Annotated in this window: 18 protein-coding genes; 2 read left to right on the top strand and 16 right to left on the bottom strand. The window is 71.9% G+C overall.

The window, feature by feature from the left end:
• Window positions 1-55: 55 nt before the first annotated feature.
• The 3 genes from ACZ6X9_RS09590 to ACZ6X9_RS09600 form a co-directional block, all read right to left on the bottom strand.
• Window positions 56-883, bottom strand: a complete 828-nt coding sequence (locus tag ACZ6X9_RS09590; RefSeq protein ID WP_469777369.1) for an SAM-dependent methyltransferase — start codon at window positions 881-883, stop codon at window positions 56-58.
• Between the two features lie 462 nt (window positions 884-1345).
• Complete coding sequence (locus ACZ6X9_RS09595) at window positions 1346-1606, bottom strand: DUF397 domain-containing protein (RefSeq protein WP_004941345.1); 261 nt, start codon at window positions 1604-1606, stop codon at window positions 1346-1348.
• Window positions 1607-1609: 3 nt separating this feature from the next.
• A complete protein-coding gene (locus ACZ6X9_RS09600) occupies window positions 1610-2476 on the bottom strand; it encodes a helix-turn-helix domain-containing protein (protein ID WP_469777370.1) in 867 nt (288 codons plus the stop codon).
• A 165-nt stretch (window positions 2477-2641) separates the two neighbouring features.
• On the opposite strand from ACZ6X9_RS09600, the gene ACZ6X9_RS09605 reads away from it, so the two are divergent.
• The gene (locus tag ACZ6X9_RS09605) at window positions 2642-3112 is read left to right on the top strand and encodes an ATP-binding protein (RefSeq protein ID WP_469777371.1); all 471 of its coding nucleotides are present in this window, start codon (window positions 2642-2644) and stop codon (window positions 3110-3112) included.
• 223 nt (window positions 3113-3335) lie between these two features.
• Here the strand turns inward: ACZ6X9_RS09605 and ACZ6X9_RS09610 are convergent, their stop codons facing one another.
• Window positions 3336-4127 carry an SGNH/GDSL hydrolase family protein gene (locus tag ACZ6X9_RS09610; RefSeq protein WP_469777372.1) on the bottom strand — a complete coding sequence of 264 codons (792 nt, stop codon included), beginning with the start codon at window positions 4125-4127 and terminating at the stop codon, window positions 3336-3338.
• A gap of 226 nt (window positions 4128-4353) precedes the next feature.
• Between ACZ6X9_RS09610 and ACZ6X9_RS09615 the strand changes: the two genes are divergently transcribed.
• Window positions 4354-5124, top strand: a complete 771-nt coding sequence (locus ACZ6X9_RS09615) for a tyrosine-protein phosphatase (RefSeq protein WP_469777669.1) — start codon at window positions 4354-4356, stop codon at window positions 5122-5124.
• Between the two features lie 160 nt (window positions 5125-5284).
• Here the strand turns inward: ACZ6X9_RS09615 and ACZ6X9_RS09620 are convergent, their stop codons facing one another.
• From ACZ6X9_RS09620 to ACZ6X9_RS09675, 12 genes are all read right to left on the bottom strand, one after another.
• Window positions 5285-6736 carry an aspartate aminotransferase family protein gene (locus tag ACZ6X9_RS09620; protein WP_469777373.1) on the bottom strand — a complete coding sequence of 484 codons (1452 nt, stop codon included), beginning with the start codon at window positions 6734-6736 and terminating at the stop codon, window positions 5285-5287.
• Complete coding sequence (dxs, locus tag ACZ6X9_RS09625) at window positions 6733-8613, bottom strand: 1-deoxy-D-xylulose-5-phosphate synthase (protein ID WP_469777374.1); 1881 nt, start codon at window positions 8611-8613, stop codon at window positions 6733-6735. Before dxs ends, ACZ6X9_RS09620 begins: the two co-directional genes overlap by 4 nt.
• A 148-nt stretch (window positions 8614-8761) precedes the next feature.
• Complete coding sequence (ispG, locus tag ACZ6X9_RS09630; RefSeq protein WP_469777670.1) at window positions 8762-9898, bottom strand: flavodoxin-dependent (E)-4-hydroxy-3-methylbut-2-enyl-diphosphate synthase; 1137 nt, start codon at window positions 9896-9898, stop codon at window positions 8762-8764.
• Between the two features lie 35 nt (window positions 9899-9933).
• Window positions 9934-10956: an adenosyl-hopene transferase HpnH gene (hpnH, locus tag ACZ6X9_RS09635; RefSeq protein ID WP_469777375.1), complete on the bottom strand. Its 1023-nt coding sequence runs from the start codon at window positions 10954-10956 to the stop codon at window positions 9934-9936.
• A gap of 5 nt (window positions 10957-10961) precedes the next feature.
• Window positions 10962-11618 (bottom strand): phosphorylase family protein, encoded by a 657-nt coding sequence (locus ACZ6X9_RS09640; protein ID WP_469777671.1) that lies wholly within the window; start codon window positions 11616-11618, stop codon window positions 10962-10964.
• On the bottom strand, window positions 11618-13639 hold the full coding sequence (shc, locus tag ACZ6X9_RS09645) for a squalene--hopene cyclase (protein ID WP_469777376.1): 2022 nt from the start codon (window positions 13637-13639) through the stop codon (window positions 11618-11620). The genes ACZ6X9_RS09640 and shc overlap by 1 nt, the downstream gene beginning before the upstream one ends.
• A 119-nt stretch (window positions 13640-13758) precedes the next feature.
• The gene (locus ACZ6X9_RS09650; RefSeq protein WP_469777377.1) at window positions 13759-14823 is read right to left on the bottom strand and encodes a polyprenyl synthetase family protein; all 1065 of its coding nucleotides are present in this window, start codon (window positions 14821-14823) and stop codon (window positions 13759-13761) included.
• A gap of 88 nt (window positions 14824-14911) precedes the next feature.
• Window positions 14912-16363, bottom strand: coding sequence for a hydroxysqualene dehydroxylase HpnE (gene hpnE / locus ACZ6X9_RS09655; protein ID WP_469777378.1), 1452 nt, complete (start codon window positions 16361-16363; stop codon window positions 14912-14914).
• A gap of 103 nt (window positions 16364-16466) precedes the next feature.
• Entirely contained in the window at window positions 16467-17417 is a 951-nt protein-coding gene (gene hpnD / locus ACZ6X9_RS09660; protein ID WP_469777379.1) for a presqualene diphosphate synthase HpnD, read from the bottom strand.
• Window positions 17414-18313, bottom strand: coding sequence for a squalene synthase HpnC (gene hpnC, locus ACZ6X9_RS09665; protein ID WP_469777380.1), 900 nt, complete (start codon window positions 18311-18313; stop codon window positions 17414-17416). The genes hpnD and hpnC overlap by 4 nt, the downstream gene beginning before the upstream one ends.
• Before the next feature lie 394 nt (window positions 18314-18707).
• Window positions 18708-19496 (bottom strand): ABC transporter ATP-binding protein, encoded by a 789-nt coding sequence (locus ACZ6X9_RS09670; protein ID WP_436778712.1) that lies wholly within the window; start codon window positions 19494-19496, stop codon window positions 18708-18710.
• Complete coding sequence (locus ACZ6X9_RS09675) at window positions 19489-20433, bottom strand: ABC transporter permease (protein ID WP_469777381.1); 945 nt, start codon at window positions 20431-20433, stop codon at window positions 19489-19491. The genes ACZ6X9_RS09670 and ACZ6X9_RS09675 overlap by 8 nt, the downstream gene beginning before the upstream one ends.
• Window positions 20434-20465 lie beyond the last annotated feature (32 nt).

The following is a 20465-nucleotide window of genomic DNA, read 5'->3' on the forward strand; positions in this document are numbered from 1 at the left end:
CCGGTCCCCGCCCCGGCGCGGGGACCGGCCGTCACCCCGACGCGAGGACCGTCCGTCACCGGCCGCCCTTGACCCCCACTCCGCCGTAGATGCCCACGCGGGCCAGCTCCTCCGGGGTCGGCGGTTCCCCGTCGGGGTGCCAGCTCGGCACCTGGACGACGCCGGGGTCCATCAGCTCGAAGCCGTCGAAAAACCGCATGACCTCCGCGTGCGTGCGGAGCGTCACCGAGGCGGTCGCGTTCTTGTAGGCGTCCTCGGCGACCCGGGCGGCCTCGCTGTGGAAGTCGGTGGTCCCGTGGCTGAGGACGAGGCAACTGCCCTCGGGCAGTGCCTCGGTCAGGGTGGCGACGATTCCGGCCGCGTCCTCCTCGTCCGAGATGAAGTGCAGGATCGCGACGAGCAGCAGGGCCACCGGCTGGTCGAAGTCGATCAGGCGGCGCAGATCCGGGTGGGCGAGGATCTTCCCCGGCTCGCGTACGTCGGCCAGCAGGAAGCTCGCGTTGCCGTTGTTGGTCAGCTTGGCCCCGGCGTGCGTCGCCACGATCGGGTCGTTGTCGACATAGACGACGCGGACGTCGGGGTCGATCCCCTGCGCCACTTCGTGGGTGTTGGGGGACGTGGGGATGCCGGTGCCGATGTCGATGATCTGGCGCACACCGCTGCCGACGACCTCGCGCACCGCGCGCAGCAGGAAGTCGCGGTTGGCCCGGGCGGCGACACGGACGTCCGGAAGGACCCCGATGAAACGTTCCGCCGCCGCGCGGTCGACCTCGTAGTTGTCCCAGCCGCCCAGGTAGTAGTCGTACATCCGGGCCGGGTGCGGCCGGCTGGTGTCTATCTCCTCGGCCGCGAATCCCCCGCCGCCCGTGCCCTGATCCGTCACTGCTCCCTGCCCCTCTCGGCTGTTCCGGCCGGCCCGCCCGGTGACCCGCCGGCGGGTCTCCCCCGTACCGGACCGGCCGACGGCCGTGCCCCTTCACTGTGCGGTTCCTCTATGCGGTTTCCCTGCGCGGGGGGTTCTCCGTGTGGTTCCCCCCGTGCGGAGAGTTCCCCCTGTGCTTCCCCCGTGCGTTTTCCCTGTTCAGTTCAGTCCCGCTCCGCCGTACCCGACGGGCTCCGCCGACACCCCCGTGGCCCGCGGTGCACCGTACGGGCGCCGTGGCACCGGGCGACGCCGGGGTCCCTGTGGCGCGGACCCCCGTCCGGTGCGCGGCGCCGGCGGAGCGGGACGCCTACGGTCGTCCTCGGCGGCGCCGCGCGCGCCGCGTACCGTCCGGCCGCCGGCCGGCCGCGGCTCCGCCGCTCACGCCGACCGGGCCCCGGCTCCCCTCGGCGGCCCGGCCGTTCACGTCCGCGGCCCCTCCGCCGCCCCGGCGAGCAGGAAGTCCGCCTCGCCGGCCTTGGCACCCCGGATGAAGGTCTCCATCTCGCTGTGCGTGTAGATCAGCGCGGGCCCCTCCGGGTCCGTGGACTGGCGCAGCGCGACCCGGCCGTCCCGCAGGCGCATGACCTCGACGCAGCTTCCCCCGTTGCCGCCGCTCCACGGCTTGCGCCAGCCCTCGGTGCCGAGGTCGGTGGCGGGCATGCCGTTGTATATGCGATCCATGGTTCAGATCTCCTTACGAATGCCACCCAGGAATGCCTTGGTGGTGTGTGCGGGCGCGGCCTGCGCGCACATCCGGTCCAGTGCCTCCAGGAAGGCCGAGACGTCCTCGCGCTGGTCGAAATAGGAGGCGCCGATGAGGTTTTCGGCGTACGCGATGTCCGGGAGCTCCTCGATGGGGAACCGGAAGATGTGGAACGGTCCGTACATCGCCGGGTGCGGCCCGGCGGCGTACGGGATGACCTGGAGCCTCACGTTCGGCATGGCGGTGGCCTCGGCGAGCCGGTCGATCTGGGCCCGCATGACCTCCGGGCCGCCGATGGGCCGGCGCAGCACCGTCTCGTCCATCACCACCCACAGCAGGGGCGCGTTCTCCCGGACGAGCAGGTTCTGCCGCTCGCGGCGGACGGCTACGGCCCGCTCGATCTCGGCGTCCGGCGCGTGCGGCTGCCCGGCGCGGAGCACCGCCCGGGCGTACGCCTCCGTCTGCAACAGCCCGGGGACGTAGTGCGGTTCGTAGGCGCGGATGACATTGGCCTCCCCCTCCAGGCTGACGAACGCGCTGAACCACTCGGGGAGCACGTCCCGGAAGCGGTGCCACCAGCCGGGCCGGTTGGCCTCCCGGGTGAGGGCGAGGAAGCCCTCGATCTCGGCGGGGTCCTCGACGCCGTAGATCCGCAGCAGCTTCTCCACATACGGGACCTTCAGGCCGACCTCGGCCTTTTCCATCCTGCGGATGGTGGCGTGGGTGACGTCGAGCGCCCGGCCCGCCTCCTGGAAGGAGAGCCCCGCCTGCTCGCGCAGATCGTGCAGCCGCTTGCCGAGAACGACACGCAGCACGGTCGGAGCCCCTGCCGGCCGCGCGTCCCTCACTGTCCCCTCCTCCTGCCACGCCAACTGGCGTCCCGGCGTGCGGCATACCCCACGCCGACCAGCAGTGTGCCACGCAGTCCGCGAAGCCGACAGGCTGCGCTTTCGAATCTGCAATTTACAGACTGAAGCTTGCCACATCTGTCTCGCATCGCACATAGTTGCGGAGTGGTCCCCTCCCAAGACGCACCTTCGCTGGGGCGCCGCGGCGGCTGCTTCGGCGGGCGCCCGCAGGCCGCCCATGCCTACGGGTTCAATTTCCCGGCCCTCAACGCCTCGGTGGCGGAGGCACGAAGACAAGTCCTCACCCGGCTGCGGGAGTGGGGCATCGACGAAACCGCCTGCGACGACGCCCGCTTGGTGGTGTCCGAACTCTTCACCAACGCGGTACGGCACACGGACAGCGACAAGGTGAGCTGCCATCTGCGGGTGAACGAGGCCCTGGTACGCATAGAGGTCGCCGACCACGGCCGCGCCTCCACCGAGCCACGAGCGCGCTGCAGCGGGACGGACGAGGAGAGCGGGCGGGGACTGCTGCTCGTCGGGGCCCTCTCACAGGCGTGGGGCGTCCGGCCGGACGACGCGGGCCGGGGCCGCATCGTCTGGGCCGACCTGCCGCACCGGCGGCTCTGTCCATAGGCGGGACGCCCGCCCCCCCCTCCGTAGGCGGGACGCCCGCCCCCCTGAGGACCGCATCCGACGGATCGGGCCCCGGCCCCTCCCCCACCGTCACACAGGAGGGAAGGACCGGGGCCCGATCCGTGCGCGGCACGGCCCGCTCGCCGCGCCACGGCCCACTCGTCGTCCCACTCCGGGGCGTCGACCCGCTCCGGGGCGTCGTCCCGCTTCGGGGGGTCGTCCGCTACAGCGGCAGCAGGTCCGGCCGCTTGGGCTCCACGTGGTCGCCCGACGACTCGCCGCGCAGCCGCCGCCCGATCCACGGGACCAGGTGCTCGCGCGCCCAGTGGATGTTGTCCCGCCGCACCTCGGCCGGCGTCCGCTGGCCCTCCGCCGGCCACGGCTGGTCCGGGTCGGCCGGCACCGCCAGGCCCAGCACCTGCGCCGCGCGCAGCGCCACCCGGGTGTGCCCGTCCGGCGAGAGGTGCAGCCGGTCGTCGCTCCAGGCCCGCCGGTCCTGCACCGAGCGCAGCGACCAGAGGTCGAGCACCGGGCAGTCGTGCCGGTCGGCGATGGCGCGGACGTGCGCCGTATACGTGGCGATCTTGCCCCGCAGGTGCTTCAGCAGCGGTACGTCCCGGGTGTCGAAGCCGGTGCACACCAGCACCGTGCCGACCGAGGTCCGGAGGTCGGCCACCGCCGCCTCGTACCGCTCCGCCACGTCGTCCGGGTCGGAACCCGGCCGCAGGATGTCATTGCCCCCCGCGCAGAACGTCACCAGATCGGGCGCGAGTTCCTTCGCCCGCGGCACCTGCTCCTCGACGATCTGGTCGAGGAGCCTGCCGCGCACCGCCAGGTTGGCGTACCGGAAGGTGTGCTCCTCCCGCTCGTCGGCCAGGAGTACGGCCAGTCGGTCGGCCCAGCCGATGAACGAGTCGCCGGGCCCCGGATCGCCGACGCCCTCGGTGAAGCTGTCCCCGACGGCTGCGTACGACCCGATCGCGCTCTTGCTCAATGAATTCGAATCGTCTGCCACATCAGCCCATCATTCCTGCTGACGAGTGACCTACGCCACCGTAACCAGGGGTTGACGTGCCGTGATGTATCCCACCCCGATTGCGTCACCTCATCCGGAATAGGACCGACCCGGGGCCCTGCGGCCGTGCGGACGTAGGGTCGTACCGGCGCCGTGCGACCACCGGCGCCACCGTCGAACCGGAGGAGCGCCCGTGACCCAGACGCCGCAGGTCCCCGTGACCGGAATGACCGAACCCACGCTCACGGGCGTCCGCAACTTCCGTGACCTGGGCGGTCTCCCGGCCGCCGACGGGCGACGGGTCCGGTCCGGCGTCCTCTTCCGCAGCGGCCACCTCGCCCGGGCCACCGAAGCGGACACGGCGTTCCTCGGCTCGCTGGGCCTGCACACCGTCTTCGACTTCCGCAACGCCGCCGACATCGCGGACCAGGGACGGGACGTGTCCCTGCCCGGCGTACGCCACGTCAACCTGCCCATGAGCGACCCGGCGGACGGCACCGAGTTCTGGCGGATGGTGCACCACGGTGGTCCCGAGCAGTTGCGCGCCCTGCTCGCCGAGGGCCGGGCGGCGGCCCGGATGACCGCCTCCTACCGGGCGATCATCACCGGGCGGACCGCCGAACACGGCCGCGTCCTGCGCGCACTGGCCGACGGGGACGTGCCCGCCCTGATGCACTGTGCCGCCGGCAAGGACCGGGCGGGGCTCGTCGTCGCGGTCACGCTGCTCGCCCTCGGCGTGCCGCGCGACGCCATCGAGGCGGACTACCTGTTGTCCGACGCGCCGCACCGGCGGTTCCCCGTGCGACGGGAGGTCGCGTCCTCGCCCGAGGCGCTGGAGCTGCTCGCTCCGCTTTTCGCGGCCCGGGCGGAGTATCTGGCGGAGGCGTTCGCGACGATCGACGAGAAGTGGGGATCGGTGGAGGGATACTTGACCAAGGGGCTGGAGTTCTCGGCGGAGGACCGCGACCGGCTGCGGCAGCGCTTGCTGACGGCCTGACGGCCGGGGGCCCCGGACCGCGCTCCGCGCGGTTGTCCTCAAACGCCGGACGGGCTGAAAACAGCCCGTCCGGCGTTTGAGGACAGGGGGGTCTGGGGGCGTAGCCCCCAGGAAACGGCGAAATGGGGGTGCCCCCTCTGGGGGAGGGACAGGGGCACCCTCACCGATTCACCACCGCCTGCTTCACCAGGGTCCGCCCGAAGTCCCACATCAGCGACCCGCCCCCGTGCGCCTCGTCCATCACCGCGGTGAACGCCGCCACGAAGCGATCCACCTCGCGCTCCCCGATGATCAGCGGCGGGATCAGCTTGATGACCTCCAGGTGATCCCCCGACACCTGCGTCAGAATCCGGTGCTTCTGCAGCAGCGGCACCACCACCATCTGCGCGAACAGGCCCTTCCGTGCCGCCTGGAGCATCGTCCACCGCCCCCGCAGCGCCAGTGACTTCGGCCGTCCGAACTCGATGCCGATCATCAGGCCCCGGCCGCGGACGTCGTGCAGCAGCTCGTACTTGTCGACGAGGGCGGACAGCCGCGACCGCAGCAGGTCGCCGGTGACGCGGGCGTTCTCCACGACACGCTCGTCCTCCATGGCGGAGAGGACGGCGAGGCCGGCCGCCATCGCCTGGGCGTTGGAGCCGAAGCTGGCGGAGTGGACGAGGACACGGTCCATCGACGAATAGACCTTCTTGAAGATCCAGTCCTTGCCGAGGGTCGCCCCGACGGGAACGTACCCGCCGGACAGTGACTTGGCCACGCACACCAGATCCGGCTCGACACCGAGCTCGTGCTGATAGGCGAAGAACTTTCCGGTGCGCCCCATCCCGGTCTGCACCTCGTCGGCGATGAGCAGCGCCTTGTGCCGGTGCAGCAGTTCCTGGGCGGCGCGGAGGAAGCCGGGCGGGGGCAGGTGCACGCCCTTGCCCTGGATCGGTTCGACGACGAAGGCGGCGACGTCGCCGCGCCGCAGTTCCCGTTCCAGCGCGTCCAGGTCGCCGAGGGCGATCGCCGTGTCCGGGAGCAGCGGGGCGAAGCCGTCGCGGAAGCCGCTCTCGCCGTTGACGGAGAGCGAGCCGGTGGTGAGGCCGTGGAAGGCGTGCTCGCAGTACAGGACGCGCGGCTTCCCGGTGGCGTAGCGGGCGAACTTCAGGGCGGTCTCGACGGCCTCGGTGCCGCTGTTGCCGAAGAACACCCGGTCCAGGTGGGGGGCGTGGGCGAGGAGTTGCTCGGCGAGGAGGCCGGGCAGCGGCGGGCAGTCGAAGCGGGTGAGGTCGGCGAGGGAGGCGTCGAGGACGTCGTGCAGGGCCTTGCGGACGACGGGGTGGTGGCGGCCGAGGCCCATCACGCCGAAACCGGCGAGCATGTCGAGGTAGTCGTCGCCGTCGGCGTCCCAGAAGTAGGCGCCCTCGGCCCGCTCGTAGACCTTGTCGAAGCCGATGGTGTGCAGCATCCGCGGCAGTTGGTGGTTGAGGTGCCGGGTGTGCAGCTCGTACCGCTCGCCGCCGCGCTCGGCGAGCAGCCGGGCGAGGTCGAAGCCCTTGGCGTTCCCGGTGTTCACGGCGCTCTCGGAGTTCCCGGCGTCCTTGATGTCCTCGGTGGGTTCGACGGTCATGCGTTCTCCTTGCGGGCCAGGACCGCGCTGATCCGGCCGGCGGTCTCTGCGGGGGTGAGGCCCAGGTCGGCCAGCACCTCGGAGCGTTTGGCGTGGGCCAGGAACTGCTCCGGGATGCCGATGGTCTCGACGGGCAGGCCGACGCCGGCGTCGCGCAGCGCCTGGGCGACGGCCCAGCCGACGCCGCCGGTGCGGCTGTTGTCCTCGAGGACGGCCACCATCCGGTGCCCGGCGGCGAGGGCGGGCAGTTCCGGGTCGACGGGCTTGACCCAGCAGGGGTCGACGACGGTGCAGCCGGTGCCGCGGGCGGCCAGCAGGCCGGCGGCCTCCAGCGCGACCTCGGCCATGGTGCCGACGGCGACGAGCAGCACGTCGGGTGTCTCCGCCCGGTGCAGGACGTCCATGCCGCCGACGCGCTCCACCGCCGGGATGTCGGGACCGACGGTCGCCTTGGGGAAGCGGACGACGGTGGGGGCGTCGGAGACGTCCACGGCCTCCCGAAGCTGGGTGCGCAGCCGGGTGGCGTCGCGCGGGGCGGCGATCCGCAGGCCGGGGACGACCTGGAGGATCGACATGTCCCACATGCCGTTGTGCGAGGGCCCGTCGGTGCCGGTGACACCGGCCCGGTCGAGGACGAAGGTGACGCCGCACTTGTGCAGGGCCACGTCCATCAGCACCTGGTCGAAGGCGCGGTTGAGGAAGGTGGCGTAGACGGCGAAGACCGGGTGCAGGCCGCCGGTGGCCAGGCCGGCCGCGGAGGTCGCGGCGTGCTGCTCGGCGATGCCCACGTCCCAGACGCGGTCGGGGAACCGCTCGGCGAACTTCGTCAGGCCCACCGGGTGGAGCATCGCGGCGGTGAGCGCCACCACGTCCGGCCGCTCGGCGCCGATGCGGACCATCTCGTCGCCGAAGACCGAGGTCCACGAGGTGCCGGTGGCGGGGGTGAGCGGCGCGCCGGTGAGCGAGTTCATCACGCCGACGGTGTGGAAGCGGTCGGCCTCGTCCTCCAGGGCGGGCGGGTAGCCGCGGCCCTTCTCCGTCCGGACGTGCACCAGGACGGGGCCGTGGAAGCGCTTGGCGCGGCGCAGCGCCGATTCGACGGCGGCGACGTCGTGTCCGTCTATCGGTCCGAGGTACTTCAGGCCGAGGTCCTCGAACATGCCCTGTGGGGCGAAGGCGTCCTTGAAGCCCTTCTTCGCACCGTGCAGCGACTCGTAGAGCGGCTTGCCGATCAGGGGCAGCCCCTGGATCGTCTCCTTGCCCCGGGCGAGGAAGCGCTCGTAGCCGTCGGTGGTGCGCAGGGTGGCCAGGTGGTCGGCGAGGCCGCCGATGGTGGGCGCGTAGCTGCGTTCGTTGTCGTTGACGACGATGATCAGCGGGCGGTCCTTGGCGGCGGCGATGTTGTTCAGCGCCTCCCAGGCCATGCCGCCGGTGAGGGCGCCGTCACCGATGACGGCGACGACGTGCCGGTTCCAGTGGCCGAGCACCTGGTTGGCCTTGGCGAGGCCGTCGGCCCAGCCGAGCACGGTGGAGGCGTGGCTGTTCTCGATGACGTCGTGCTCGGACTCCTCGCGGGAGGGGTAGCCGGAGAGGCCGCCCTTGCTGCGGAGCTTGGAGAAGTCCTGCCGGCCGGTCAGCAGCTTGTGGACGTAGGACTGGTGTCCGGTGTCCCAGAGGATGCGGTCGGACGGCGAGTCGAAGGAGCGGTGCAGGGCGATGGTGAGCTCGACCACGCCGAGGTTGGGGCCGAGGTGTCCGCCCGTCCTGGCGACGGCGTGCACCAGGAAGTGGCGGATCTCCTCCGCCAGTTCGTCGAGCTCCTCCGTACCCAGTGCCTTCAGGTCCCGCGGACCGCGGATGTTCTCCAGCAACGACACGCCGGCCCCCTCCTTAGCTCAGTCGGCCTTCTCTGTTCCGGGCCGCCGCCGGGCCGTCCCGCGCGGCCGGATCTCTCCGGCCGCCCTGCGGCCCGTCGGCGCCCCGGTCGTCCCCGGCCCCTCGCGCCGGGTCCCGTGTCGGTTCTCGCTAGCCGGTCACGGTGACGGCGGGCGGCCCGGAGGGCACGCCCGCCGCCGCCATGGCGCCGGCCAGCTTCGTCGCTTCGTCGATGAGGGTCTCGACGATCTTCGACTCGGGCACGGTCTTGATGACCTCGCCCTTCACGAAGATCTGCCCCTTGCCGTTGCCGGACGCCACACCCAGGTCGGCCTCACGCGCCTCACCCGGACCGTTGACCACACACCCCATCACCGCGACCCGCAACGGCACCTCCATGCCCTCCAGGCCCGCCGTCACCTCGTCCGCCAGCTTGTACACATCCACCTGCGCCCGCCCACACGACGGACACGAAACGATCTCCAGCCGGCGCTGCCGCAGATTCAGCGACTCCAGAATCTGGATGCCGACCTTGACCTCCTCCGCCGGCGGCGCCGACAAAGACACCCGGATCGTGTCACCGATGCCCTCCGCCAGCAGCGCACCGAAGGCGACGGCGGACTTGATCGTGCCCTGGAACGCCGGACCCGCCTCCGTCACACCCAGGTGCAACGGGTAGTCACACCGCGCCGCGAGCTGCCGGTAGGCGTTGACCATCACCACCGGGTCGTTGTGCTTGACGGAGATCTTGATGTCCCGGAAGCCGTGCTCCTCGAACAGCGACGCCTCCCACAAAGCCGACTCCACCAGCGCCTCGGGCGTGGCCTTGCCGTACTTCTGCAGCAGCCGCCGGTCCAGCGACCCGGCGTTCACCCCGATACGGATCGGCGTACCCGCCTCCGAGGCCGCCTTGGCGATCTCCTTGACCTTGTCGTCGAACTGCTTGATGTTGCCGGGGTTGACCCGCACCGCCGCGCACCCGGCGTCGATCGCCGCGAACACGTACTTCGGCTGGAAGTGGATGTCCGCGATCACCGGGATCTGCGACTTCGCCGCGATCACCTTCAACGCGTCCGCGTCATCCTGCGTCGGACACGCCACCCGCACGATCTGACATCCCGAGGCGGTCAGCTCCGCGATCTGCTGCAACGTCGCACCGATGTCCGACGTCCGCGTGGTCGTCATCGACTGCACCGACACCGGCGCGTCCCCACCCACGGCCACCGACCCCACCCGGATCCGCCGGCTGGGCCGGCGGTCGGCGATCCGGGCGGGGACGGAGGGCATGCCGAGGGCGACCGGTTCCGTCACGGTCACGGCGGTCAGTCCCGGTTGCCCGAGACGGTCTCGCGGACGGCGCGCAGCGACTCCTTGAGCGAGCCCATGGTCGCCAGCACGGCCGTGGGCTCGTAGCCGCAGTGCGCCATGCAGTTGGCGCAGCGCGGGTCCTTGCCGCGGCCGTACTTGTCCCAGTCGGTCTCCTCGACCAACTGCCGGTAGGTGGGCACGTACCCGTCGCTCATCAGGTAGCAGGGGCGCTGCCAGCCGAAGAGGGAGTAGTTGGGGATGGCCCAGGCGGTGCAGGGGAAGTCGGCCTTGCCCTCCAGGAAGTCCAGGAAGAGGGGGCTGTGGTTGAGCCGCCACCGCTTCCGGTTGCCGCCGGCGAACGCCTTGGAGAACAGTTCCCGGGTCTGCTCGACGCCCAGGAAGTGGTCCTGGTCGGGGGCCTTCTCGTAGGCGTAGGCGGGCGAGATCATCATCTCGTCCACCTTCAGGTCGTCGTTGAGGTAGTTGAGGACCTCGACGATGGTCTGGGGGGTGTCGGTGTTGAAGAAGGTCGAGTTGGTGGTGACCCGGAAGCCGCGCCGCTTGGCCTCCTTGATGGCCGCCACCGCCTCGTCGAAGACGCCCTCCTTCGCCACGGACTCGTCGTGCCGCTCGCGCAGCCCGTCGATGTGCACGGCGAAGGCGAAGTACGGCGAGGGCGTGAACTTGTCGAGCTTCTTGCGCAGCAGCATCGCGTTGGTGCAGAGGAAGACGTATTTCCTCTTCGCCACCAACTGCCGCACGATCTCGTCGATCTGCGGGTGCATCAGCGGCTCGCCACCGGCGATGGAGACCATCGGCGCGCCGGACTCCAGCACCGCGCCGACCGCCTGGGCCACCGGCATGCGCTGCTTCAGGATCCCCGCCGGGTGCTGGATCTTGCCGCAGCCCTCGCACTTCAGGTTGCACGCGAAAAGGGGTTCCAGTTCCACGATCAACGGGAACTTGTCCCGCCTGCGCAGCTTCTGTTCAGCGAGATAGGTACCGACGCGGATGGACTGTCGAAGCGGCATTGCCATCTGGCTCACCTCCTGGGGAGCAGCAAAGAACGGTGCCATGCAAAAAAGGCCGGAAGGACGGTGCGCAGCACGCGGAATGCCGATATTCCACCGCGCAGGGTCCCGATGCGGACAAGCTCGTGTTCGGGAGCGTCCACGACCACTCGGACGGCCGCAACCGGGCGCGGACCGGCCCGGACGGCGCTTCTGAGGGTGGCGGCGGACTCCATGTCCGCCGCGAGCGCCCCCGAGGCGTGCAGGGCGGATCGTTCCGCCCCGCGCACCACATGGTCGGAACCTACCAGTGGGCCGGTGTGGATGGTCCGCCTGGGTACCACCCGGGCGAGCTCCTTGGCGAGGAGCTCCACACCGGCGCACTCGGTACGTCCCTCGGCGTCCCGGGTCTCGTCGGCGACGACCAGGTCACCGGGGTGCATCCCGGGGGCCAGGCCGGCGCAGAACCCGGTGGCGATCACGGCGGCGTCGGCGAGCGCGGCGTACCTGCCGTCGCCGCCGAGCGCCGCGGTCACGGCACGGTCCGCCGCCTGCGGGCCCATGCCCGTCCGCAGGATGGTGGCGGAGCCCGCCGCGCCGTGCCGGCCGCCGCGCAGGGCGAGTCGCTCGATGCCCAGGGCGCAGGCGACCAGCAGGGGCGCCACGGGTGGTTCCGTGCCGGGATCCATCATGCCTCCCGGGCAGCGAAGGGTTCGCCGTGCAGGTAGCGGCCGAGGGCCGTGAGCGGGAACACCTGCCGGTACAGGTGGTAGTTGATGGAGAAGTCCCAGGGGAAGCCGGTGCCGGTGAAGTAGGGCTCGTCCCAGGAGCCGTCCGGAAGCTGGGTGCCGGCCAGCCAGGCCACCCCGCGTTCCACGGCGGGACTGTCCCGCTCGCCGGCCGCCAGCAGGGCGAGCAGGGCCCAGGCGGTCTGGGAGGCGGTGGAGGCGCCGCGGCCGATCCAGTCGGCGTCGCGGTAGGAGCGCAGGTCCTCGCCCCAGCCGCCGTCGGCGTTCTGGACGCTCTCCAGCCAGGCGACGGCCCGCCGGATGGCCGGGTGGGATCCCGGCAGGCCGGCGGCGACGAGGGCGGGGACCACCGCGCCGGTGCCGTAGACGTAGTTGACGCCCCAGCGGCCGAACCAGGCGCCGCTCTCCTCCTGTTCGGCGAGCAGCCACTCGACGCCACCGCGGGCACGGGGGTCGTGCTGTTTGCCGAGGACGGCCAGCGCCTCCACCACGTGGGCGGTCACGTCCGCGGAGGGCGGGTCGATGACCTCGCCGAAGTCGCAGAACGGGAGTCTGTTGGGGAAGGGGCTGGTGTTGTCGACGTCGAACGCGGCCCAGGCGCCGTTCCTCGACCGCATGCCCACGGTCCACCGCATGGCCCGCCGGACGGCCTCCCGGACGCGCGCCGGGTCCGGGTGGCGGACGCGCAGCAGCGCGAGCACCACCTCGGCGGTGTCGTCGACGTCCGGGTAGTTGTCGTTGTGGAACTCGAACGCCCAGGCGCCGGGCGCCAGCCGGGGGCGCCGCACGGACCAGTCGCCGGGCCGCAGGACCTGTTCGTCCAGCATCCAGTCGGCGGCCTTCACCAGGGCCGGGTGGTCGGGGGCGAGGCCCGCGTCGGCGAGGGCGATGGTGGCCAGGCAGGTGTCCCAGACCGGGGACTGGCAGGCCTCGATCATCCGGACGGGTTCCCCGTCGGCGTCCTCCCGCCAGACGGCGAAGCGGTCCAGCGACTCCAGGCCCGCCCGCAGCACCGGGTGGTCGAGGTCGTAGCCGAGGAGGTGGAGGGCGATGACGGAGTAGACCGCCGGGGGCTGGATGCCGCCCCAGCAGCCGTCGTTCTCCTGGCGTTCGACGATCCAGCGGGCGGCGGCGTTGAGCGCCGCGCGGCGCAGCGGGCGGACGGCGACCCTGCGGTAGGCGTGCAGCGCCTTGTCCAGGCGCTCGAAGAAGCCGTCCCAGGAGGCGGCCGGCGCGGCCGGGCGCGGCGGGTTGGGGTGCCGGGGGTCGGTGTGCAGCTCGTCGAGGGCGAACGGCGCGGGCCGGACGGGCCGGTGGGCGCCGACGACGGTGAGGGGGACGATGGTCTGCCGGGCCCAGCAGGCGAAGTCGTAGATGTTCAGCGGCATCCACTTGGGGAGGAACATGATCTCCGGAGGCATCTCCGGGAGGTCCTCCCACTTCCACCAGCCGAAGAGGGCCAGCCAGATCCGGGTGAAGACCCGGGTGGCGGCGATGCCGCCCCGTTCGCGGACCCAGGCGGAGGCGGCGGCCATGTGGGGGTCCTCGGGGGCGTCCCCGGCCAGCCGGAGGGCCACGTACGCCTCGACGGTGGCGGACAGCTCGCCCGGGCCGCCGTGGAAGGTGGCCCAGGTGCCGTCGGGCCGCTGCTGCGAGCGGATCCAGCGGGCGGCGGCGCGGAAGGTGCGGTCGTCCCCGGTCCCCAGGAACTGACGGAGCATCAGGTCCTCGGCGTCCATGGTGACGTTGGTCTCCAGGTCGCCCTTCCACCATCCCCGCTCGTCCTGGCGGGACAGGAGGTATTCGGTCGCCCGGGCGGTGGCCCGCTCGGCGGCCGCGCGGACGGCGGCCGGTGCTCCGCCGGCCGCCTCCTCCTTCACTTCTGTCACAGCGGTGGCACTGTGACCGGCCTCGGCCGCACGGGGCAGGAGAGCCCCGGCGCCGTCGGTCGTCGCTGTCATGGTTTCCCCTAATGCAGTGAGTTGCTTCTCTGCCGTACTGCCGTACCTGGGGTTTCCGTCGACCGACGCGAGCAGCGCACCGGCCGGCGACCGCGATGGCTAGTTCGGGTGAATACTCATCATCTCTTTCGTACTACAACGAAGTCCGACAGCGCGACGAGGCGGGCCCGGATCTCCGACGGGATGTCGACTCCGTCCAGTGCCTCGATCGCCGTCGCGTGCTGCCTGCGGGCCTCCTGGGAGGTCCACTCCCGGCCGCCGGCCTCCTCGATCAACGCCGCGCGGCTGGCGAATTCTTCCTCGTCGAAGTCGGCGAGCTGGGCGTCCGTCAGCTTGGCGTCCTCCGCGAGGATGCGCGCCAGCCGCTCGGAGGCCGGACCGCCCGCCGCCAGGGCCGCCACGACCGGCAGCGACTTCTTGCGCTGCCGCAGGTCGCTCCAGGTCTGCTTGCCGGTGGCCTCCGGGTCGCCCCAGATGCCGAGCAGGTCGTCGACCGCCTGGAAGGCCAGGCCCATGTGGTAGCCGTACGCCTCCAGGACGTCGGCCGTACGGTCGTCGGCGCCGCCGAGGACCGCGCCGATGGAGGCGGCGCAGGCCAGCAGGGCGCCGGTCTTGTTGCCCTCCATCTCCAGGCACTCCGCCACGGTGACCCGTTCGCGGTGCTCGTAGGAGATGTCCTGCGCCTGACCGTCGATGAGCTTGCGGGTGGCGGTGGTCAGCCGGCGGGTGGCCCGGCCGGCCTCGGCCGTCCCCAGCTCCAGCAGCACCTCGTTCGCGAGCGCGAACAGGGCGTCGCCGACGAGGATGGCCTGCGCCGGGCCGTGCACCTTCCACACGGTGTCGCGGTGCCGGCGCTGTTCGTCGCCGTCCATCAGGTCGTCGTGCAGCAGCGAGAAGTTGTGCACGAGCTCCACGGCCACCGCCCCCGGCACGCCCGTCTCCGGGGCGGCGCCGGCGGCCTCGGCCGAGAGCAGGGCCAGGGCGGGCCGGACGGCCTTGCCGCTGTCGCCGTCGGTCGGCCGCCCGTCGACGTCGATCCAGCCGAAGTGGTAGGCGGCCACGGTGTCCATCGGTGCCGCGAGCCGGTTGACGGCGGCACGCAACACCGGCGCGGCGAGCGTCCGTCCGCGCTCCAACAGGGCGCTGACGTCGCCGGTGTCGCAGGCTGGGATCGCCGAAGTCACGGTCTCTCCTCTGGTGATCGTGCTCACGCGCACCCCGTTCGGGGGGCGCGCGCCATGGGGGTGCCCCCGCCGGGGGCGGCTCGCTGGGTCATACCGCCTCCCGGACGGGGCTGCGGTAGGTCCGGCCGAGCCCGGAGAGGGCCGCGTCCGCGGCGTTGAGACCACTGCGCACGGCGCCCTCCATGGTCGCGGGCCAGCCGGTGGCGGTCCACGCGCCGGCCAGGAAGAGGCCGGGCGCGTCGGTCCGGGCGCCCGGCCGCAGCCGGCCGACGCCCGGTGCGGGGGCGAACGTCGCTGTCCGCTCCCGGGTCACGAAGAAGTCCCGTACGCCGGCGCCGCGGGCGGCCGGCAGCAGCCGCTCCAGCTCGGGCAGGTAGCGCGCCCGCAGCTCGGCGACCGGCCGGTCGATGTCGTCCTGCGCGGCCGACTGGGAGACCGCCAGGTACTGCCCGGACGCGGTGCGTTCCGCCAGCCCCGAGGAGTGCGTCCGGTCGAAGACCCACTGCACGGGAGAGCCGAGCGCCGTGAAGAACGGCTGCCGCAGGACTTTGCGATCATAAATCACATGCAGGTTGAGGATCGGCGCGGTGCCGATCTCCAGCAGCCGCCCGGCGTCGGGCAGCGCCCCGTCCGGCAGCAGGGCGTGCGTCTCGCGCTGCGGGACGGCGAGCACCACGGCGTCGGCGTCCAGCCGCTCGCCGGTGCCCGGACCGGTCTCGGTCTCCACCCGCCAGCCGCCCTTGTCGCCCCGGGTGAGCCCGGTGACGCGGGTGCGCAGCGCGACCCGCACCCCGGCCTTGTCCAGCGCGGCCCGGGCCCGCGTGTCGTGCAGCTCGCCCAGCGGGACGCTCGCCCAGCCGATGTCGGCGGCGCCCGGTTCGCTGAGCAGCCCGGTCTTGAAGACCTTGGCGGCCAGCCCCATCGCCGCCTGGTCGGCGGTGGCGTTCAGGGTGGCGACACCCACCAGGTCCCACAGCGCCTCGACGGTCCGCGCGGACTGCCCGTGCCGGTGCAGCCAGGTGGCGAAGTCGACGTCGTCCAGGGCCGGATCGGCGGGGTCGAGCCCGCGCAGCGCCAGCGCGGCGCGGCCGACGCTCATCCGCTCGGCGAACGACAGGTGCGGGTACGTGGCCAGGCTCGCCGCCAGGTGCAGCGGGACCGGCAGCGCGGACCGGCGGAGCCGGCCCAGCCGTGGCCGGCCCGAGCGGTGGCCGACGTCCAGGACGGGGACGTCGAGCCGGTCCTGCACGGTGGCGAGGTGGCCGGCGTCGACCCGGTCGAGGAACCAGCGGTAGGCGGTGCAGCAGCGGAGGAAGACGTGCTGGCCGTTGTCGACGGTCAGCTCCCCGCGCCGGAACGAGAAGGCGAGTCCGCCCAGCCGGGGGCGGCCCTCCACCAGCGTGACCCGCAGCCCGGCGTCGGCGAGCTCCAGCGCCGCCGTGACGCCGGCGAGTCCGCCCCCGACCACCACGGCGGCCGCCCCCTCGGGGCGGCCGGACCGGTCGGCCGGAGGTACGGCGGGTGCGTCCGTCTCCGTCATGCTCCCACCCTTCTGGCTGCTGTCAGGGACGCGTCCGCGCCGTAGGAGGTTGCGCCCGTGAGCGGGGCTCGCGCGTCCGGCCCGCCGGTGCGGGCGGGGCTCATCAAGCGCGCCCCCTGGCGGTCTGCCGGTGGACGCTGCGCGCGTCGTAACCGGACAGCCCGCGGACGGCCACCAGGGCCTTCTCCCGGCCGGGAAGCGAGACCCGGCCGCGCAGCACGGCCTGCGGGGTCTCGGCGATGCGGTCGAGCAGCCGGCGGTAGATGCCGGACATCGCGGCGACGCAGGCGCCGCTGCGCCGGTCGAGCATCGGCAGCAGCCGCATGCCCTCGGCGAACAGCGCCCGGGCGCGCCGGACCTCGAAGGCCACCAGGCCGGTGAAGTCGGCGCCCTCCGGTGGGACGGCGGAGCCGAACCCGGCCGAGCAGCCGAACTTGGCGAGGTCGTCGGAGGGGAGGTAGGTCCGGCCGTTGGCCGCGTCCTCCCGGACGTCACGCAGGATGTTGGTGAGCTGGAGCGCCAGCCCCAGCGTGTTGGCGTACTCGGAGGCGCGTTCGCTGTCCCGTGCGCCGGGCACGGTGCCGAACACGCCCAGCGAGAGCCGTCCGATGGACCCCGCGACACAGCGGCAGTACACCGCCAGGTCGTCCCAGGTCTCGTAGGTCTCGCCGCGAACGTCCATCTGAACGCCGTCGATCAGTTCGTCGAGCGCGCCGAGCGGAATGGGAAAGCGCCGCGCGGCGTGCGCCAGGGCGACGGCCACCGGATCGGTGTCGTCCTCCTCGACGTCGCCCTCCCTTATCCTGCCGAGCACGGCGCGCGTCTCCTCCAGCCGGAGCCGCTTGGACTCGATGTCCAGCGGTCCGTCCCCGATGTCGTCGACCCGCCGGGAGAAGGCGTAGAGCGCCGACATGGCCCGCCGCTTGGCGGTGGGCAGCAGCCTGATCCCGTAGCTGAAGTTGCCGGCCTGCTGTCCGGTGACGGCCTCGCAGTAGCTGTACGCGGCGAGTACCGGTGCGGACGCGTGTGGCGTTCCGATCACGGTCCCGCTCACCCCTCTCTTCGCAGTGTCGCCCCCACCTCGCGCAGCAGGCTGAGCTTGGTGGGCTTGGGCGGTCCGGGGAGTACGTCGTGTCCCGCGGCGGCGACCGCCCGGAGCGCGGCCCTCCCCCCGCCCACGAACCCCGCGAGCAACAGCTTCAGCCTGCCGTGGACGCTACCCACCAGGGGGGTCCCTTCATTCAGCAGGCACCGGGCGCGTTCCGCCTCGAACGCGACCAGGGCGCGCACCGACGCGCCCGCGCTGGGCCGCGCGAGGTCGGCCTCGGTCACCCGGAAACGTTCCATGTCCTCGGCCGGGAGATAGATCCTGTCACGCGCCAGGTCCTCCGCGACGTCCTGCAGGTGCTCGACGATCTGGAGCGCCGTGCAGACCGCGTCCGAGCGGCGGATCCGCTCGGGGCTGGCCGTCCCGGTGACCCCGAGGACGAGGCGTCCGACGGGGTTCGCCGACAGCTCGCAGTAGGCGAGCAGGTCGTCGTACGTGGCGTAGCGGCGCACCCGCTGGTCCATCCGGTTAGCCTCGATCAGGCCCAGGAAGGGCTCCGGGGTGAGGCCGTGCCGCCGGACCATCGGCCGGATCCGCCGGAGCAGCGGATGGCGCGGGCCCGTGCCGTGGTCGGCGAAGACCCGCCGCAGGTCCGCCTCGAAGGCGTCCAGCATGGCGATCCGGTCGTCCGCCTGCTCGCGGCCGAGGCCCAGCAGCTCGGCGTCGCGCCCGCCGGGGGCCACGTCGCCGTCGCCGATGTCGTCGACCAGCCGGGCGTAACCGTAGATCGCCATCAGGTCGTCACGCCGGGCGCGCGGCAGGAAGAACGGCGCGACCGGGAAGTTCTCGTGCGCGGCCTTGTCGAGCACGGCACGCGCGTGCGCGTCCGTCCCCGCGGTCATCGCGGGCTGCCCGGACCACAGACGGCGTATGCGCCTCTGATCTGGAGAGGCCCCGCAGCCAACACAGCCATCGCCGTCACATCTCCCGTTCTACACTGCCGACCCAGAACATCCTATTTCGGACACGCCGCAGTGCGGCCTCCTGCCCTGCTCCCCCGTGAGCCGCCCCTGAAACGCCCCCCGTGCCCGGCGCCTCCCGGCGCCTTCCCGGCACAGCACGCTACAGCGTACGCCGTACAAGCACGCGGCCTTCGCCGAGGTCCGTGCTTGATCCATACAATGCCACGCCCCGCCTCGACCGTCCCAGTCAATATGCGGGTCCATGCCAATTCGTACCGCGCCAACGGAATCGGGCCTCCCGCCGCACCACGCGGCGGGAGGCCCGATTCCGCCGTCAGCGGGCGGTTTCCTTCTCGTAGGCCCGGACGACCTCGTCCGTCGGGCCGTCCATCAGCAACTGGCCGTGTTCCAGCCACAGGACCCGGTCGCAGGTGTCCCGGATCGAGCGGTTGTTGTGGCTCACCAGGAAGACCGTGCCGGCCTCCTGGCGCAGTTCGCGGACCCGGGCCTCCGAGCGCTTCTGGAACGACCGGTCACCGGTGGCCAGCGCCTCGTCGATCATCAGCACGTCGTGCTTCTTCGCCGCGGCGATGGAGAAGCGGAGCCGGGCCGCCATGCCGGACGAGTACGTCCGCATGGGCAGCGTGATGAAGTCGCCCTTCTCGTTGATGCCGGAGAAGTCGACGATGTCCTGGTACCGCTCGCGGATCTCCTCACGGGTCATGCCCATCGCCAGGCCGCCGAGGATGACGTTCCGCTCGCCGGTCAGGTCGTTCATCATCGCCGCGTTGACGCCCAGCAGGGACGGCTGGCCGTCGGTGTAGACCTTGCCGCGCTCGGTGGGCAGCAGCCCCGCGATGGCCTTCAGCAGCGTCGACTTGCCGGAGCCGTTGGAGCCGATCAGGCCGATCGCCTGACCGCGGTACGCGGTGAAGCTCACGCCCTTCACGGCGTGCACCTCGCGCACGCCCGCGCTCGGGGCGCGCTTGACGATCCGGTTGAGCGCGGCGGTCGCGCTGCCGCGTCCGCTGTTGCCGCCGTAGACCCGGTAGACGATGTGCACGTCGTCCGCGATCACGGTCGGGATACGGGCCCCGTCGGGGGCGGTTCTCTGTTCAGCCACGGCCGTACTGCTCCTCAGCCTTCCAGAAGTACACGAAGCCCCCGATGCCGACGAGCGCCGCCCAGCCGACCGCCAGCGGCCACACGTGGGGGGGCAGGTCGATGTGCTTGCTCGCCGCGTGGCTGGTGATCAGCGAGGACCGCATCAGGTCGATGTAGACCGCGGCCGGGTTGGCGCTCAGCACGTCCACCACCCACTGCGGGGCGTCGGCCTTCTTCAGCGCCTCGACCATGTTGTACATCACGCCGGACGCGTACATCCACGTCCGCAGGATGAACGGCAGGAGCTGGGCCAGGTCCGGGGTCTTGCTGCCCAGCCGGGCCAGGACCAGCGACAGGCCGGTGTTGAAGACGAACTGCAGCACCAGCACCGGCACGATCAGCAGCCAGGACAGCGCCGGCATGTGGCCGAAGCCGAGCAGGAACGCGAAGACCACGCACATGGAGAACAGCAGTTGCTGGAGCTGCTGGAGTGCGAAGGAAATGGGCAGCGCGGCCCGGGGGAAGTGCAGGGCGCGCACCAGCCCGAGGTTGCCCGAGATGGCCCTGACCCCGGAGAGGGCCGAGCTCTGGGTGAAGGTGAAGACGAATACACCCGTCACCAGGAACGGGATGTAGACCGGGATTCCCATGCCCTTGCTCTGGCCCATGAGGAAGCCGAAGATCAGCAGATAGACCATGGCGTTCAGCAGGGGCGTGGCCACGTGCCAGACCTGCCCCAGCTTGGCCTTGCTGTACTGGGCCGTCATCTTGGCCCGGGAGAAGGCAAGGATGAAGTGCCGCCGGTCCCACAACTGCCGGGTGTACTCGGGCAGCGACGGGCGCGCACCGCTCACCGACAGGCCGTACTTCTTCGCCAGCTCGGCGGCCGACAGCCCGTCGTCAGGTGACGGTGCAGCACTCATGGCGACCGCACTGTCGTGCGTTGTCTCGCTCACTGTTGACACTTTCGTCCTCAAGGTGCGCTGCC

The organism is Streptomyces sp. NPDC052910 (assembly GCF_055585605.1).